Raw genomic sequence first — 14,670 nt, 5'->3', positions numbered from 1 at the left:
CCCTCCTCCTGTAGGAGCGAGCTTGCTCGCGATGGAGGTAGGGGCACCGCGGGGCGTCAGGTACCCCGCGTTATCGTTGGCGCCCATCGCGAGCAAGCTCGCTCCTACAGTGATGGGCGTGGCAAGGGGTTACAGCCCCAGCAGTTGCATCCGCTCGGTCACCGATGCTTCGATCCCCGCCACATCCAACCCGCACTCCGCCAGCATCTGCGCCGGTTTCGCGTGTTCGACGTAGGCATCCGGCAAGCCCAGGTGCAGCACCGGCTTGAGCAGGTTGTCACGTGCGAGGAACTCGCTGACCGCTGCCCCGGCGCCGCCCATGATGGCGTTTTCCTCGATGGTCACCAGCAACTCATGGCTGCCGGCAATCTCGCGTACCAGGGCTTCATCCAGTGGTTTGACGAAACGCATGTCGACCACGGTCGCGTCGAGCTTCTCGGCGACGATCAGCGCTTCGGTCAATTGCACGCCAAACACCAACAGCGCCACTTTGCTGCCCCGACGGCGAACCACGCCCTTGCCGATCTCGATCGGTTCCAGGTCCTTCTCGATGGGCGCATTCGGCCCGGTACCACGTGGGTAACGCACTGCCGCCGGACCGTTGTACAGGTGTCCGGTGGTCAGCATCTTGCGCAGTTCGTTCTCGTCGCTCGGGGTCATCACCAGCATGCCGGGGATGCAGCGCAGGTACGACAGGTCGAAACTGCCGGCGTGGGTCGGGCCGTCTTCGCCCACAAGGCCCGCGCGGTCGATGGCGAACAGCACGTCGAGGTTCTGCACCGCGACGTCATGCACCAGCTGGTCGTAACCGCGTTGCAGGAAGGTGGAGTAGATCGCCACCACCGGCTTTGCACCTTCACAGGCCATGCCGGCGGCGAAGGTCACCGCGTGTTGCTCGGCAATGGCCACGTCGAAGTAGCGCAGCGGGAAACGCTCGCTGAAGGCCACGAGGTCCGAGCCTTCCTTCATCGCCGGGGTAATGCCCACCAGGCGCGGGTCGGCGGCGGCCATATCGCACAGCCATTCGCCGAACACGCCGGAGTATTTCGGTCCGCTGGCCTTCTTCGGCGCGGCGGCCGGGGCGTCCAGGGGTTCGAGCTTGGTGATCGCGTGGTAACCGATAGGATCGACTTCCGCCGGGGCGAAGCCCTTGCCCTTCTTGGTCACCACATGCAGGAACTGCGGGCCCTTGAGGTCGCGCATGTTGCGCAGGGTGGCGATCAGGGTCGGCAGGTCATGGCCGTCGATCGGGCCGATGTAGTTCCAGCCCAGCTCTTCGAACAGGGTGCCGGGCACCAGCATGCCCTTGGCGTATTCTTCGGTACGACGGGCGATTTCCCAGGCGCCGGGCAGGCGCGACAGCACTTTCTTGCTGCCTTCGCGCATGCTCGCGTAGGTGCGGCTGGAGAGAATCTTGGCCAGGTAGTTGGACAGGCCGCCGACATTGCGCGAGATCGACATGTCGTTGTCGTTGAGGATCACCAGCATGTTGGCGTCGACTTCCGGCGCGTGGTTCAGCGCCTCGAAGGCCATGCCGGCGGTCAGGGCGCCGTCGCCGATCACCGCGATGGCCTTGCGGTCGCTGTTCTGCAGGCGGGCGGCGATGGCCATGCCCAGCGCGGCGCTGATGGAAGTGCTGGAGTGACCGACGCCAAAGGTGTCGTACTCGCTCTCCGAACGGCGCGGGAAAGCCGCCAGGCCGTCCTTCTGGCGCAGGGTGCGCATGCGCTCGCGGCGACCGGTGAGGATCTTGTGCGGATACGCCTGATGACCCACGTCCCACACCAGCCGGTCGTCCGGGGTGTCGAAGACGTAGTGCAACGCGATGGTCAGTTCGATCACGCCGAGGCCGGCACCGAAGTGCCCGCCGGTCTGGCCGACCGAATAGAGCAGCTCCTGGCGCAGTTCATTGGCCAGGGTTTCCAGCTCGGCTTCACCTAACCGGCGCAGGCCGGCCGGCGTGTCGGCACGGTCCAGCAGGGGCGTGGTCGGGCGCTTGCGGGGAATCTCATGGAACGTCGTGGGCATCAGGCGAATCGTTATAGGTATAGAAGAGGCGGCAGTTTACCTGATGCATCGCACGCTGCCCACGCGCAGCGTCGAAGTTGGCCGATATGCGGTCTTGAGCGCGGCGCCCGGATCAGTTGCGCCGTTCGACGATATAGCGGGCCAGCTCGCGCAACGGTTCGGCGCACGCGTCAAACGGTCGCAGGGCGTGCAGGGCCTGGTCGCGCAGTTCCAGGGCGTAGGCCTTGGCTGCGTCCAGGCCAAGCAGGGCCGGATAGGTCGGTTTGTCGCGGGCGATATCGGCACCCTGGCGCTTACCCAGGGTCGCGGTGTCGCTTTCCACGTCGAGAATATCGTCCTGCACCTGGAAGGCCAGGCCGATAGCCTGGGCGTAGGCCTGCAGGGCGCGCAATTCGTCCTTTTGCGCCTGGCCGCTGGCCAGGGCGCCGAGCTTGACGCTGGCTTCGATCAGCGCGCCGGTCTTGTGCCGGTGCATGGTTTCCAGGGCGTTCTGGTCGAGCTTGAGGCCCACCGAGCCGAGGTCGATGGCCTGGCCGCCGACCATGCCGGCGGGGCCGGCCGCCTGGGCCAGGGTGGTGACCATGGACAGGCGGATGTCGGCGTTCAGGTCGCTCAGGCTCGGGTCGAGCAGGGCGCTGAAGGCCAGGCTTTGCAGGCCGTCGCCGGCGAGGATCGCGCAGGCTTCGTCGAACGCCTTGTGAGTGGTCGGCTGGCCGCGGCGCAGGTCGTCGTCGTCCATGGCCGGCAGGTCATCGTGGACCAGCGAATAGGCGTGAATCAGTTCCACCGCGCAGGCCGCGCCGTTGGCCTGTTCGGGCTTGCCGCCGAGGGCTTCGCAGGCGGCGTAGGCGAGCAGGGGGCGGACGCGCTTGCCGCCGTTCATCACGCTGTAGCGCATGGCTTCATAGAGGCGGGCGAGTTCGGGACCGGGGGCGCTGAACAGGGTATCGAGCGCGGCGTTGACCCGGGCTTGGCTGCTGGCCTGATAGGCTTTGATCATTGTGCTTGTTCCGCGTCGAAGGGCTCTTCGGCCAGCTCGCCGTCGCGCTCGAGCAGGATCTGCACCTTCTGCTCGGCCTGGGCCAGGGCGCCCTGGCAGTCGCGGGTCAGGCGGATGCCTTGTTCGAAGGCGGTCAACGAGTCTTCCAACGACAACTCGCCGTTCTCCAGGCGTTCGACCAGGGTTTGCAGGTCGGCAAGGGATTGCTCGAAGTCCAGGGAAGCTTTTTTGCGGGCCATGGCGGCGATCTCGGTAGGCGTTGAACGGGCGCGACACTAGCAGACAGCGGGTTTCGGGGCAAATGCGAGGGGCTACCACTCGGCTTACCCTGAACAGGATAGTGGATCGTTCCCACGCGGCGCGTTGGACGCCCTGTGGCAATTGCTGTCGTGGGCAAGCGCAGGGCGCCAGCATCGTATGAAGGCCGCAGCTCGATCAGGAAGTACTGCCTGAATACTGGCCATTTGCCTTGTTTTGCGGGGCTTTTCGGGGTTCGAACGCGGATCCTGGTTTATTTGATGAGCCACCTCACAAATAGCGCTTTACCTCCATTGTCTAACCACCGTCGAGTCGCTAATCTCTGCCGCTTCCCCCACCTGTCATCGACAGGTCTTCTCTGACCGGTACCGTGTCGTGAGTGCGCTATGGAGTCTGCGCAGGGTTTTGTGATGCGCCGCAAGGAGGCTGTTGATGCGCCGGTTTTTTCCCATCCTGATCGCCCTCTGGGCCACGACCGCCTGGGCCGAGCCCTCGGCCGAGCTTCAGGAACCCACCGGCGGCTGGCGTTATGCAGGTTTGCTCAACCGTAACGACGCGCCACAGGTGGCCTACCCCACGCCGCCCATCGACCGTGGCATCCAGCGCAACCGCACGCCCATCGAAGGCCGGATCAATCCGCCCTCCGGCCCGCGCACGCCGCACATCCTGTCGGTCAACGGCGGCCCGCTGAATCTCTACACCGACGACGCCGGCCGCTTCGTGCGCCCCTACGCCTTCGGCGCCGGCTCCAACAGCGTCGAAGTGCGCAGTTCCGAGGGCAAGTCCCTCAAGCGCGTACAGTTCTACGAAGCCAACAAGCAGATCACCCCGGCGCGTATCCGCGTGGTCCTCGCCTGGGACGACCCCAAGGCCCAACTCGACCTGCACATCATCACCCCCGACGGCCAGCACGCCTTCTACGCGCATCCCGCGTTGACCAACGGCGGCGGCCTCGACCCGGACAGCGTCGACGGCCCCGGCCCGGGAATGTTCACCATGACCGCGCCGCTGCACGGTACCTACCTGATCTATGTGAACTACTGGGGCAACTACAGCGCCAGCGAGGGCTTTAACTTTAACGAGCGTTCCAACCAGAACGAGGTCATCACCTCGCAGATCAACCTGGTGCTCAACGAAAACACCGTCGATGAAAAGCGCGAGAGCTTCATCGTGCCCCTGCGTGCCATCGGCGACCTGCTGCTGGTCAAGACCTTCAACTATTGAACATCCCGCTCCACGGATGAATGGGCTTTGCGAACATGAGCGATAACACAGCTTCCCCGGACGCCGCTGTACCGGCCGCCACCAAACCTGCCGGCTCGCGCCGCTGGCTGGGCCTTGTGCTCGGGCTTGGCGTGGCCGGTGCGGTGCTCGGCGGCCTGGGCTGGTTTTTCCACCACAAACCCGTTGCCCCGGTGCCGGAACTGGCCATGGAAAAACTCGGCGTGAGCCGCCCGGATGCGCTGCTGGAAACCGCGTCGCTGAGCCAGTTGCCCAAGGACCTGCTCAGCGTACCGTTCCTGCGCGACACCCTGACCGAGGATTTCGTCTTCTATTACGAAACCCACGGCGACCGCCTGGGCCTGATCGGCAGCCTGCGCCGGATCATCTACGAGCATGACCTCAAGCTGCAGGACAACCTGATCGAGCAACTCTTCGACCAGCCGGCGGATATCGCCCTGTGGCGCGGCGCCGACGGTCGGCTCAAGGATTTCCTGTTGGTGATGGACCGTGGCGGCCTGGCCAAGCTGCTCGAACCCCTGGCTCATGTGGCGCTGGACGACACCCAACTGACCAAGGTCGGCGACGTGAAAGTGGCCGGTGACAGCGTGGCGGTCTATCGCCTGGCCTACAACGCCAACAGAGCATTGCTGTTTGCGTCCCGTGGCGACAAGTTGGTGGTGCTGTCCAACCCGGACCGGCTTTACGAGCAAACCAGCGACGACAGCGAATTAGTACCGGGCGATGTCTCGACCCAGGCCCTGGCGGCGCTGCTCAACGGCGACAAACTGTTCCCCGAGGCCTTCGGCCTCAAGCCTCGCGAAACCACGGTGAAGCAGCGTATCTCGGTCGCCTCCAGCGTCCTGGCCATGGGTTACCAGCGCTTTATCCCCAACTTCGCCGGCCTGCGCCTGGACATGGACGACAAGGGCTGGCACAGCTTCCTCGCCCTCGACGAACAGGACAAACCCGCCGACTTCGACTTCAAGCCGATCTGGCAAGCCATGCCGGTGGGCGCCAGCGCCTGTGTGGCCCTGCCACTGGCCGCCGAGCAGCAGCAACCGCTGCTGGTCAAACTGGGTGCCGACGAAGCCACCGCGCAGAAACTCACCGAACACATGAGCGGTGCCGCCGGCCTCTGCTGGTACGCCGACTCGCGCCTCTACACCCCGTTGCTGGTGGCGAACCTAACCAAGTCCAACGACAGCCTCGACGCCGATCTGGGCAAGCTGTTCGGCTCCATGGTCGGGAGCAAGGAAAGCAATGTCGAAGGCGGCCTGTTCCCCATCGACGAGCAGCAGAAAGACAGCGTCCACCAGTGGAAGCGCCAGGTCAGCTCGACCTTCGGCCAGTACGCCGCCAAGGAAGCCGAGAACCCTGACGCCATCACCGGCAAGGGCTTCTTCCGCGTAAGCCTGGCGCGGCACGGTTCGACCCTGCTGTTCTCCCTGGACGACAAGCTGGTGGACAAGGCCCTCGGTACCCTCGACAAACACTTCCCGCCGCTGGCCGACGTGCTGCCCAAGGACGTGCTGATGCCGGTCTACCTCGGCCCGGATTCCCTGGCGCAACTGATGCAGCAGGAAACCCTCGACAGCCTGCCCCAGGACATGGAGCCGGTGTTCCGCAATGCCGCGCAGACCCACCTGATTCCCAAGCTGCAGAAGCTCGCCGGTTTCGGCAAGTACGCCCTGACCCTGCCTGAAGGCAGCGAACCGGACGGCCACTGGCAATGGCTGCCTCTGCAATGGCGTGCAATGTGACTCCTCTGTTCAAGAGGTTGGGCTGGCTGGCGCTATTACTGAACACCGCGTTCAGTGCGCCGGCGTTCGCCCTTGAAACAGCGCCCCTGGATGTCGAGCAGTCCCAGGTGTTCCGCGCCTGGTTCGTGCGCATCGCCCAGGAGCAACTGACCCAGGGGCCGAGTCCGCGCTGGTACCAGCAGGACTGCGCCGGCCTGGTGCGCTTCGCCGCCAACGAAGCGCTGAAAAAACACGATGACAAATGGCTGCGGGCCAATGGCCTGTCCAACCGCTACCTGCCGCCCGAGCTGACCCTGAGCGAGAGCCAGCGCAACCTGGCCCAGCAATGGCAGCAGGGCGGCGGCAAGGTCGGGCCCTACGTCAATGCGATCAAGCTGATCCAGTTCAACAGCCAGCTGGTCAGCCGCGACCTCAACCAGGCGCGGCCCGGCGACCTGCTGTTCTTCGACCAGGGCGACGACCAGCACCTGATGATCTGGATGGGCCGCAACATCGCCTATCACACCGGCACCACCACCCCCACCGACAACGGCATGCGCTCCGCCAGCGTGCAGCAACTCATGACATGGAAGGACACCCGATGGATACCCGATGCAACGAACCCCAACTTCATCGGCGTCTACCGGCTGAACTTCCTCTCTCGATGAACGGGTCTCCCATGATGCGTCTGTTTTCCCGAATGGTTTTCGCCCTGGCCGTGCTGGTGCCGGTTGTCGCCGGTGCCGCCGATGACTCGGTGCCGCCGAGCAACTACACGCCGGTATCCGGCGAGAGTTTCTTCCTGCTGGCCGATAGCAGCTTCGCCAGCGACGAGCAGGCCCTGGTCCGCCTCGAAGCACCGGGCCGCGACTACCGGCGTTTCCGCATGGAGCCCTACGGCGGCGCGGATATCCGCGTGTACCGCATCGACCAGCCGCTGGAATTTCTCAAGCGCCAGAAGAACCTGCACCGGGTGGTCAGCGACGGCCAGTTCAAGGGCGAAGGCCTGTCCAACACCCTGGCCTACCTGTGGGACAACTGGTATCGCAAGTCCCGTCGCGTGATGCAGCGGGCGTTCTCCTACGAGTCGCGCAAGCAAGTGACCGAGGAAGTGCCGGAACTGAAAATGGGCACGGCCATCGCCGCACCGACCCCTTACGACAACCACCCGCAATATGCGCCGCTGCCCGGCCTGCCGCTGGTCAGCCAGTTCCGCTACCCGCTGTGGGACGCCAAGCCGATCCAGCCGCCGAAGGGCGTCGACCTGGCCGGTTCCTCCAGCCAGTTCATCAGCGTCGCCCCCGGCAACGTCTATGTGCCGCTGGGCAAACTCAAGCCGGGCCTGTACCTGGTGGAAGCGCTGATCGGCAAATACCGCGCGACCACCGTGGTGTTCGTCTCCAACACCGTGGCCGTGAGCAAGATCGCCGGCGACGAATTGGTGGTATGGGCGGCGCGCAAGCATGAAGGCAGCTCGGTGCCCAAGGTCAAGGTGCTGTGGACCGATGGCCTGGGGGTGATGAGCAGTGGCGAGACCGATGCCGACGGCCTGCTGCGCCTCAAGCACGTCAGCCCGGAGCGCTCGTTCATGATCGGCGAGGACGACGAGGGCGGCGTGTTCGTCTCCGAGAACTTCTACTACGACAGCGAAATCTACGACACCAAGCTCTACGCCTTCACCGACCGGCCGCTATACCGGCCGGGGGATTGGGTGTCGATGAAAATCGTCGGCCGCGAATTCAAGAACGCCCGTGACTCGGTCAACCCGACCACCGCCCCGGTGCGTGTCAGCGTGCTGGATGCCACCGGCACCACGTTGCAGACCCTGGACCTGAACCTGGACGCCAAGTCCGGTACCCAGGGCCGTTTCCAGCTACCGGACAACGCCGTGGCCGGTGGCTACGAGTTGCGCTTCACCTACCGCGACCAGACCTACAGCAGCGCCTTCCGTGTTGCCGAGTACATCAAGCCGCACTTTGAAATCTCCATGGATCTGGCCAAGCAGGACTTCCGCACCGGCGAGCCGATCAAGGGCAAATTGCTGCTGCTCTACCCGGACGGCAAGCCGGTGGCCGATGCCCGTGTGCAGCTGAGCCTGCGCGCCCAGCAACTGTCGATGGTCGACAACGAGCTGCAATACCTCGGGCAATTCCCGGTGGAACTGACCAGCACCGAACTGACCACCGACGACAAGGGCCAGGCTGTGCTCGACCTGCCGGCGGCGGAAAAACCGAGCCGCTACATGCTCACCGTGTTCGCCAGCGATGGCGCGGCGTATCGGGTCAAGACCACCAAGGAAATCCTCATCGAACGCGGTGCGGCCCGCTATCGCCTGTCGGCGCCGCAGCGTTTCAGCGCCACCGGCGAGAAGGTCGCGTTCAGCTACGCCAGCGAGTCCACTGTCGAACAGCCCAACGCCGGCAAACCAAGTACCTATAGCTGGGTGCGCCTGGAAGACCAGACCACCGGCAACGGAAAACTGGCTGCCGGCGATAAGGGTTTCAGCGTCACCTTCGACCGTCCCGGCACCTACAACCTGTCGCTCAAGGACGACCACGAACGCATCCTCGGCGCCACCGGCCACTCGGTGACCGGCGACGGGGTGAAAGCCGTGCCCGGCACCGTGGAAATCCTTCTCGACAAACCCGAGTACCAGGCGGGTGATGAAGCCCTGGCGCTGATCACCTTCCCGGAGCCGGTCAACGACGCGTTGCTGTCGCTGGAGCGTGACAAGGTCGAGGCCACCGCGTTGCTGTCCAAGGGCGCCGACTGGCTGCGCCTGGAAAAAATCAGCGACACCCAATACCGTGCGCGGATTCCGGTGAAGGACAACTTCGCCCCCAACCTTACCTTCTCGGTGCTCTACACCAAGGGCGGCGAATACAGCTTCCAGAACGCCGGCCTCAAGGTCACCACGCCGCAGATCGACGTGGCCATTGCCACTGACAAGGACAGCTACCAGCCGGGCGACACCGTCTCGGTGGACCTGACCACCCAGTTCGCCGGCAAGCCGATCCCGGCGCACCTGACCGTCAGCGTGGTGGATGAAATGATCTACGCGCTGCAACCGGAAGTGGCGCCGAGCATCGACCAGTTCTTCTACCACCCACGGCGTAACAACGTGCGCACCAGCGCCAGCCTGTCGTTCATCAGCTACGACGTGGCATTGCCGGGCAGCCCTGGCGCGCCGGGCAAGGCCAACCGTAGCGAACGTGGGGTGAAAGTGCTGGAACGGCCGCGTCGTGAAGACGTCGACACCGCCGCCTGGCAACCGGAGCTGGTCACCGATGCCAACGGCAAGGTGCGTTTCACCTTCCGCATGCCGGACTCCCTGACCCGCTGGCGCATCACTGCTCGGGCCATCGCCGATGCCGGGCAGGTGGGGCAGAAGAACCAGTTCATCCGTTCCGACAAACCGCTGTACCTGAAATGGAGCGGCCCGACCCACTTCCGCACGGGCGACCAGCCGAAACTCGGCCTGTTCGCCTTCAGCCAGGCCGACAAGCCGGTCAAGACCGAACTGCTGATCCGCTACGCCGGCCAGGAGCAACGCCTGCCGCTGTCCCTGAACAAAGGCATCAACTACATCCCGCTGCCGGCGACCCCGTTGAGCAGCGGCGACTGGAGCGCCGAGCTGCAACAGGACGGCAAGCCCCAGGATGCCTTGGCGGTACGCCTGAGTGCCGTGGGTGACGGCTGGCAAGTGACGCAAAGCCAGAACCTCAGCGTGGCGAGCGGCGACACCCCGCTGAGCCTGCCGGCGGACGCCAGCGATATTCGCCTGCGCCTCGACGACAGCCCGCAAGCGCTGTTCCGCGCCAGCCTCGACGATTTGCTCAGCTACCCGTATGGCGGCGTCGAACAGACCGCCAGCCAGCTGCTGCCGTTGAGCATCGCCTACCCGGCGTTGTCGGCCAACGCCCAGGTCCGTGACCGCTTGCGCCTGATCATGCAGAACAGCCGCCTGCGCCTGGTCTCGATGGCCGGGCCGGACGCCTGGTTCACCTGGTGGGGTGAAGACGTCACTCCAGATGCGTTCCTGACCGGCTATGCCTATTACGCCGACTGGCACGCCAGCAAGGCCCTGGGCATCAGCCTGCCGCCGGAGCACTGGCAGCGGGTGCTGGATGTCTACGGCAAACAGGCCACCGTCACGCCTTTGCTGCAACGGGCGTTGGTGCTGTCGTTCGCCAAGGACATGCAACTGCCGGTCAACACCTTGCTGAGCGGCCTGATGAACGAACTGGCGAAAGCCGGCGAGGGCGCCGACGCCAACCTGATGGATGACGGCGAGGACAGCCTGATCATGAGCGCGCCGGATTCGGCCCTGGGCCTGGCCAGTGCGCGGGTGCTGACCGCCGCCCTGGCACGCCAGAGCAAAGTCGCCTTGCCGGATGCGTTCAGCAAGCAACTGCCCGCGGCCGAGCAGCGCCTCGGCACCAGCTCGCAACCGTTCGCCAGTGCCTTGAACCTGTCGCTCAAACCGTTCAACGCCGACCAGGCCCAGGACCTGTTGCAGCGCCTGTTGCCGCAGCAATCCACTCTGGAGCGTGCTCTGGCCCTGACCTGGCTGCAACGCAGCATCGAGCAGACCCCGAAAATGGTCAACCTGACCCCGGGCGAAGGCTGGCAAGCGCGCCAGGGCGGGACCGGCGAAAACTATTGGCAATGGCAGGGCGCAGGCGTACCGAGTGTGCTGAGCCTGGGCGGTGTGCAGGAGCGTCCGTTGCGGGCCAAGCTGAGCTACCTGAGCCAGCAGAAAGTCCCGGACGACCTGCCGGTGCAGATCAAGCGCCGCCTGCTGGAACTGGTGCCGGGCGACGACGCCTACACCTTCAGCCTCAAGGCCGTGGGTGACAAGCCGTTGTCCAGCGACAGCCTCTACCTGGACGAAGTGATCCTCACCACCAAGAGCGTCAAGCCACTGCGCTACGGCATGCTCGAAGTGCCGTTGCCGCCGGGCGCGGACGTTGAGCGCACCACCTGGGGCGTCAACCTCGCCGGGCTGGCCGGTGCCGAAGCCACGCCGCTGGAGAAGGCGCACTTCGAGCCGGGGCAGATGGCCTACGGCGTACCGGTCAACAGCCTCAACGGTGAGGTGCGCCTGCGCCACCTGATCCGCTTCTCGCAGAAGGGCCAGTTCAAGTTGCCGCCGGCTCGTTTCAGCCAGATCTATGCGCCGGAGCATCAGGCCCAGGAACAGAAGCCAGCCCTTGGGCAAATCACGGTTGAATGACATGACCCGTCCACTGGCCTGGCTATTGTTGTGCATCCTTCCTCTGCTGGCGACGGCAGAGGAAGCCCCGGTGCGCCTGGCCTGGAAAACTGCTAACGGCTACGAGCTGGTGAACCTGAACACCACCCAGGTGCTCAGCCGCGAGCCGTTGCCGGCTGATCTGCAAACACCGCTGGGCAGCCTGTGGAAGCTCTTCGTCTATGCCTGGTTGGTGGATACGGATCAGAAAGAGCCGGCCTACGACTGCCACGGCCAGGACCACGAGGAAGTCTATTGCTGCACCCCGGGCGGCAATATCGCCCGGGATGCTGCGTTGGTCCGTTCCTGTGGTTTGTACTTCGATCCCAAGCGCTTGAAGATCGATGTCGGCCATTGGCGCGACTACTGGCAGGCGCGCCAGGCGCCAAGTTGGCTGCTGACGCTCGATCAAGTGCAACCGCAAACCCGCGTGCCCGTGGTGCAACTGCTGGAAGCGCTACGTACGCTGCCGGCCCAGGAACCGACGCGCAAACTGCTGCTGGACGTGCTGCTCAACGCCGCCGACGGCCAGGCGGTGGGGCTGCTGGGCGGGCGCGTGCGGGTCAAGACCTGGAGCTGGCTCGGCGACCAGGACCCGCAGTCGCGCCAGGGTGGTTTTGCCGGCTGGCTGGAAGACGGCACGCCGCTCTGGGTCGGCGGTCGCGGCACCAGCCAGATGGTGCTGCGGCACTATTCGGATGTGCTGGGCAGCTTCCTGCCATCGCCGTCATCCGAGGATGCCGGGCGTTGCGTGCAGGTCGACCTGTTCTCCCGCTACCCGCTGAAAGGTGTCACTCGCGCCGACGGCCAGGCTGCTCCCAAAGGAGCCTTGCAAGGTCACTACCGGGTCGACTTTGCCAACGGTAACCAGTTGGAAATCGAAAGCGCGGGCGAACTCTTCCTGCTGCAGAACGCCGGCCAGCCGCAATTGGTGGCGCGGCTGGACCGCGAGGAATACGTCGCCCGCGTCCTGCAGCGCGAAGCCAAGAGCGAGCCCATCGAAGCCGCCAAGGCTTTGGCCGTGGCGATCCGCACCTACCTGTTGCAGAACGCCGGCCGTAGCGGCGATTGCCTGAGCATCGACGACAGCAGCGGCCGTCAGCGCGTCGCTCCGCGTCCGGCCACCGTCGAGGCGCGGAGCATTGCGGCCTGGACCAGCGACCTGGTGCTGGCGGGCAGCCCGGTGACCTACCACTCGGATCAACCCGGCCCGGACAAGCTGTCCTGGCAACAGGCAGTGGAACAGGCCAATGGCGGCGAGCGCTACGACCAGATCCTCCAGCACGCCTACCCGCGTGCGAGCCTGAGCCGTTGGGACAACCCGGTGGCCTCGTGCGAGCCGTTGCCGGCGGCGCAGGAGTGGCTGCTCAAGCAGCGTCGTGTGTGGCGCCAGCGTCTGGACCAGGAAGTTGGCTATAACGAATTGAGCCAGTTTGCCGTCTGCCGGGTGTCCTATGGTCGGCCTTATGTCGACCGCGAACGCCAACGTATCTATGTGCGCGGCGTGCTGACGCAACAGGACCGCCTCGACCTGACCCATGAATACCTGCACCTGGCGTTCGAAGCCCATCCGAACGGCCAGGACGAAGATTACGTCGAAGGGCTTGCCCGCCACCTGTTACTGGAATAGGCCATGAAATTGCGCATCTCCACCGTTGTCCTGTTCCTTGGCGCGCTGTTTGTGCTGAACGCGGCCCATGCCGACAGCGGCATCCAGCTCGACACCCCCAGGGGCGGCTGGCACGTCGGCTCGCCGGACACTGAACACTTCCGCCAGACCGTCAACTACCCGGCCTCGTCGGTCAACACCCCGCTGGGCCAGGCGGACACGGCGCGGATCATGGGCATGATCAAGGGGGCGCCGAAGAGCGCCAGAGTGCCGGGGAACCTGATCGTCAATGGTGTGAGCATGCCGTTGAAGATCGATGAGTCGGGGCATTTTGATCGGCCGTTCATGTTTCCCAACGGCACTAACAGCGTTGAAGTGCGCAGCCCGGATGGGCAGCAGCGCAAGCGGGTGCAGTTTCTCAATGTGGGTGGTGGCGCGACACCGGCCAAGTTGCGGATCCTGCTGTCGTGGGACACCGATGGCACCGACCTGGATCTGCACGTGGTGACGCCGGATGGTGCGCATATCTGGTACGGCGATCGGGTCGCGCCCAATGGCGCGGCGCTGGATGTGGACGTGACTACCGGGTACGGCCCGGAGATTTTCTCCATGCCTGCGCCGATCAAGGGGCAGTACCTGATCTACGTGAACTACTTCGGTGGAGGTTATCGCAGTGAGGATGACGAGAGCGGCGGGCAGGAGAATGCTGTGCAGCCACTGACCACGGCGAAGGTCACGGTGATTACGGAGGAGGGGACGGTGAACGAGAAGATGGAGTCGTTCATCGTGCCGATGCGGGCGCCTGGGGAGTTGACGTTGGCTCGGCGGTTTAGTTATCCGTAACGACACGTAGTGAGGATATGTCGCTGACGGCGACATGAGAGAAGAACGTGTCGCTGAAATCGCGTTTTAGCGACACGTCGGAAATTTCTCTCTTCTCTGGTCCAAAATGCTGATGCTCAACGAGGATGTTGGGCGACAGACAACCTCGGTGTGATGGTTAACGATGCCTGCCCAAGGCAGGGCACGTTCCGCCGACGTCGCTGGATCAACCCTTTCCTGTAATCGATAACGTTTCGGCCAAGGCCTCCATCCTGCTCCCCCAAGGCAAACACTACCCTACCGTTGAAACTCGGACCTGTAGGAGCTGGCTTGCCGGCGATTGCGATGTCACATTCAACGCAGCCACTACCTGCGAACGAGGTTTCCAAACCTAGCGCGCCAGTGAAGTCAAAAATGAACGAACCTTTCTATGACTACGACCCCGCCTCGGCGCTAGGCGACCCGGAGTCGATTGCTGTTTTTATGGCTGATGCTTTCGAGACTGGTGATGTGGCTCATATCGCCCAAGCGATGGGAGCCGTTGCCCGTGCTAAAGGTATGGCCGATCTGGCCCGTGAGTTGGGACTTCCTCTTGAGCAGCAACACTGATGACTTGAGCTTTTCCGCAGGTCGCCCATCGGTCCCGAGTCGTCGGGGCCTGATGGGCGACCGTGGAAGTCACCGTGGAAGTCACCGTGGAAGTCACCGTGGAAGTCACCGTGGAAGTCACCGTGGA

Annotated in this window: 9 protein-coding genes and 1 pseudogene; 7 read left to right on the top strand and 3 right to left on the bottom strand. The window is 64.4% G+C overall.

The window, feature by feature from the left end:
• Positions 1-129 precede the first annotated feature (129 nt).
• The 3 genes from dxs to UCMB321_RS24300 all read right to left on the bottom strand — a co-directional run bounded on the left by dxs (position 130) and on the right by UCMB321_RS24300 (position 3,267).
• On the bottom strand, positions 130-2,028 hold the full coding sequence (dxs, locus tag UCMB321_RS24310) for a 1-deoxy-D-xylulose-5-phosphate synthase (RefSeq protein ID WP_040071234.1): 1,899 nt from the start codon (positions 2,026-2,028) through the stop codon (positions 130-132).
• 112 nt (positions 2,029-2,140) lie between these two features.
• On the bottom strand, positions 2,141-3,028 hold the full coding sequence (gene ispA, locus UCMB321_RS24305) for a (2E,6E)-farnesyl diphosphate synthase (protein ID WP_040071233.1): 888 nt from the start codon (positions 3,026-3,028) through the stop codon (positions 2,141-2,143).
• Entirely contained in the window at positions 3,025-3,267 is a 243-nt protein-coding gene (locus tag UCMB321_RS24300) for an exodeoxyribonuclease VII small subunit (RefSeq protein WP_040071232.1), read from the bottom strand. The genes ispA and UCMB321_RS24300 overlap by 4 nt, the downstream gene beginning before the upstream one ends.
• Before the next feature lie 451 nt (positions 3,268-3,718).
• Between UCMB321_RS24300 and UCMB321_RS24295 the strand changes: the two genes are divergently transcribed.
• From UCMB321_RS24295 to UCMB321_RS24265, 7 genes and pseudogenes are all read left to right on the top strand, one after another.
• Positions 3,719-4,510 carry a YfaP family protein gene (locus UCMB321_RS24295; RefSeq protein ID WP_040071231.1) on the top strand — a complete coding sequence of 264 codons (792 nt, stop codon included), beginning with the start codon at positions 3,719-3,721 and terminating at the stop codon, positions 4,508-4,510.
• Between the two features lie 35 nt (positions 4,511-4,545).
• Positions 4,546-6,270 carry a DUF2138 domain-containing protein gene (locus tag UCMB321_RS24290; protein ID WP_040071282.1) on the top strand — a complete coding sequence of 575 codons (1,725 nt, stop codon included), beginning with the start codon at positions 4,546-4,548 and terminating at the stop codon, positions 6,268-6,270.
• Positions 6,255-6,917 (top strand): DUF1175 domain-containing protein, encoded by a 663-nt coding sequence (locus tag UCMB321_RS24285; protein WP_040071230.1) that lies wholly within the window; start codon positions 6,255-6,257, stop codon positions 6,915-6,917. The genes UCMB321_RS24290 and UCMB321_RS24285 overlap by 16 nt, the downstream gene beginning before the upstream one ends.
• Positions 6,914-11,485 (top strand): alpha-2-macroglobulin family protein, encoded by a 4,572-nt coding sequence (locus tag UCMB321_RS24280; protein ID WP_084615154.1) that lies wholly within the window; start codon positions 6,914-6,916, stop codon positions 11,483-11,485. The genes UCMB321_RS24285 and UCMB321_RS24280 overlap by 4 nt, the downstream gene beginning before the upstream one ends.
• A gap of 1 nt (position 11,486) precedes the next feature.
• Positions 11,487-13,133, top strand: coding sequence for a DUF2300 domain-containing protein (locus tag UCMB321_RS24275; RefSeq protein WP_040071229.1), 1,647 nt, complete (start codon positions 11,487-11,489; stop codon positions 13,131-13,133).
• 3 nt (positions 13,134-13,136) lie between these two features.
• Positions 13,137-13,955, top strand: coding sequence for a YfaP family protein (locus UCMB321_RS24270; RefSeq protein WP_040071228.1), 819 nt, complete (start codon positions 13,137-13,139; stop codon positions 13,953-13,955).
• Positions 13,956-14,348: 393 nt separating this feature from the next.
• Positions 14,349-14,534: pseudogene (locus UCMB321_RS24265) on the top strand (addiction module antidote protein); the annotation flags it as partial.
• Positions 14,535-14,670 lie beyond the last annotated feature (136 nt).

This window comes from Pseudomonas batumici (genome assembly GCF_000820515.1).
GTDB classification, from domain to species: Bacteria; Pseudomonadota; Gammaproteobacteria; order Pseudomonadales; family Pseudomonadaceae; genus Aquipseudomonas; species Aquipseudomonas batumici.
Note: the sequence above shows the minus strand (reverse complement) of the source record. Positions and strands in the feature narration are given on the sequence as shown.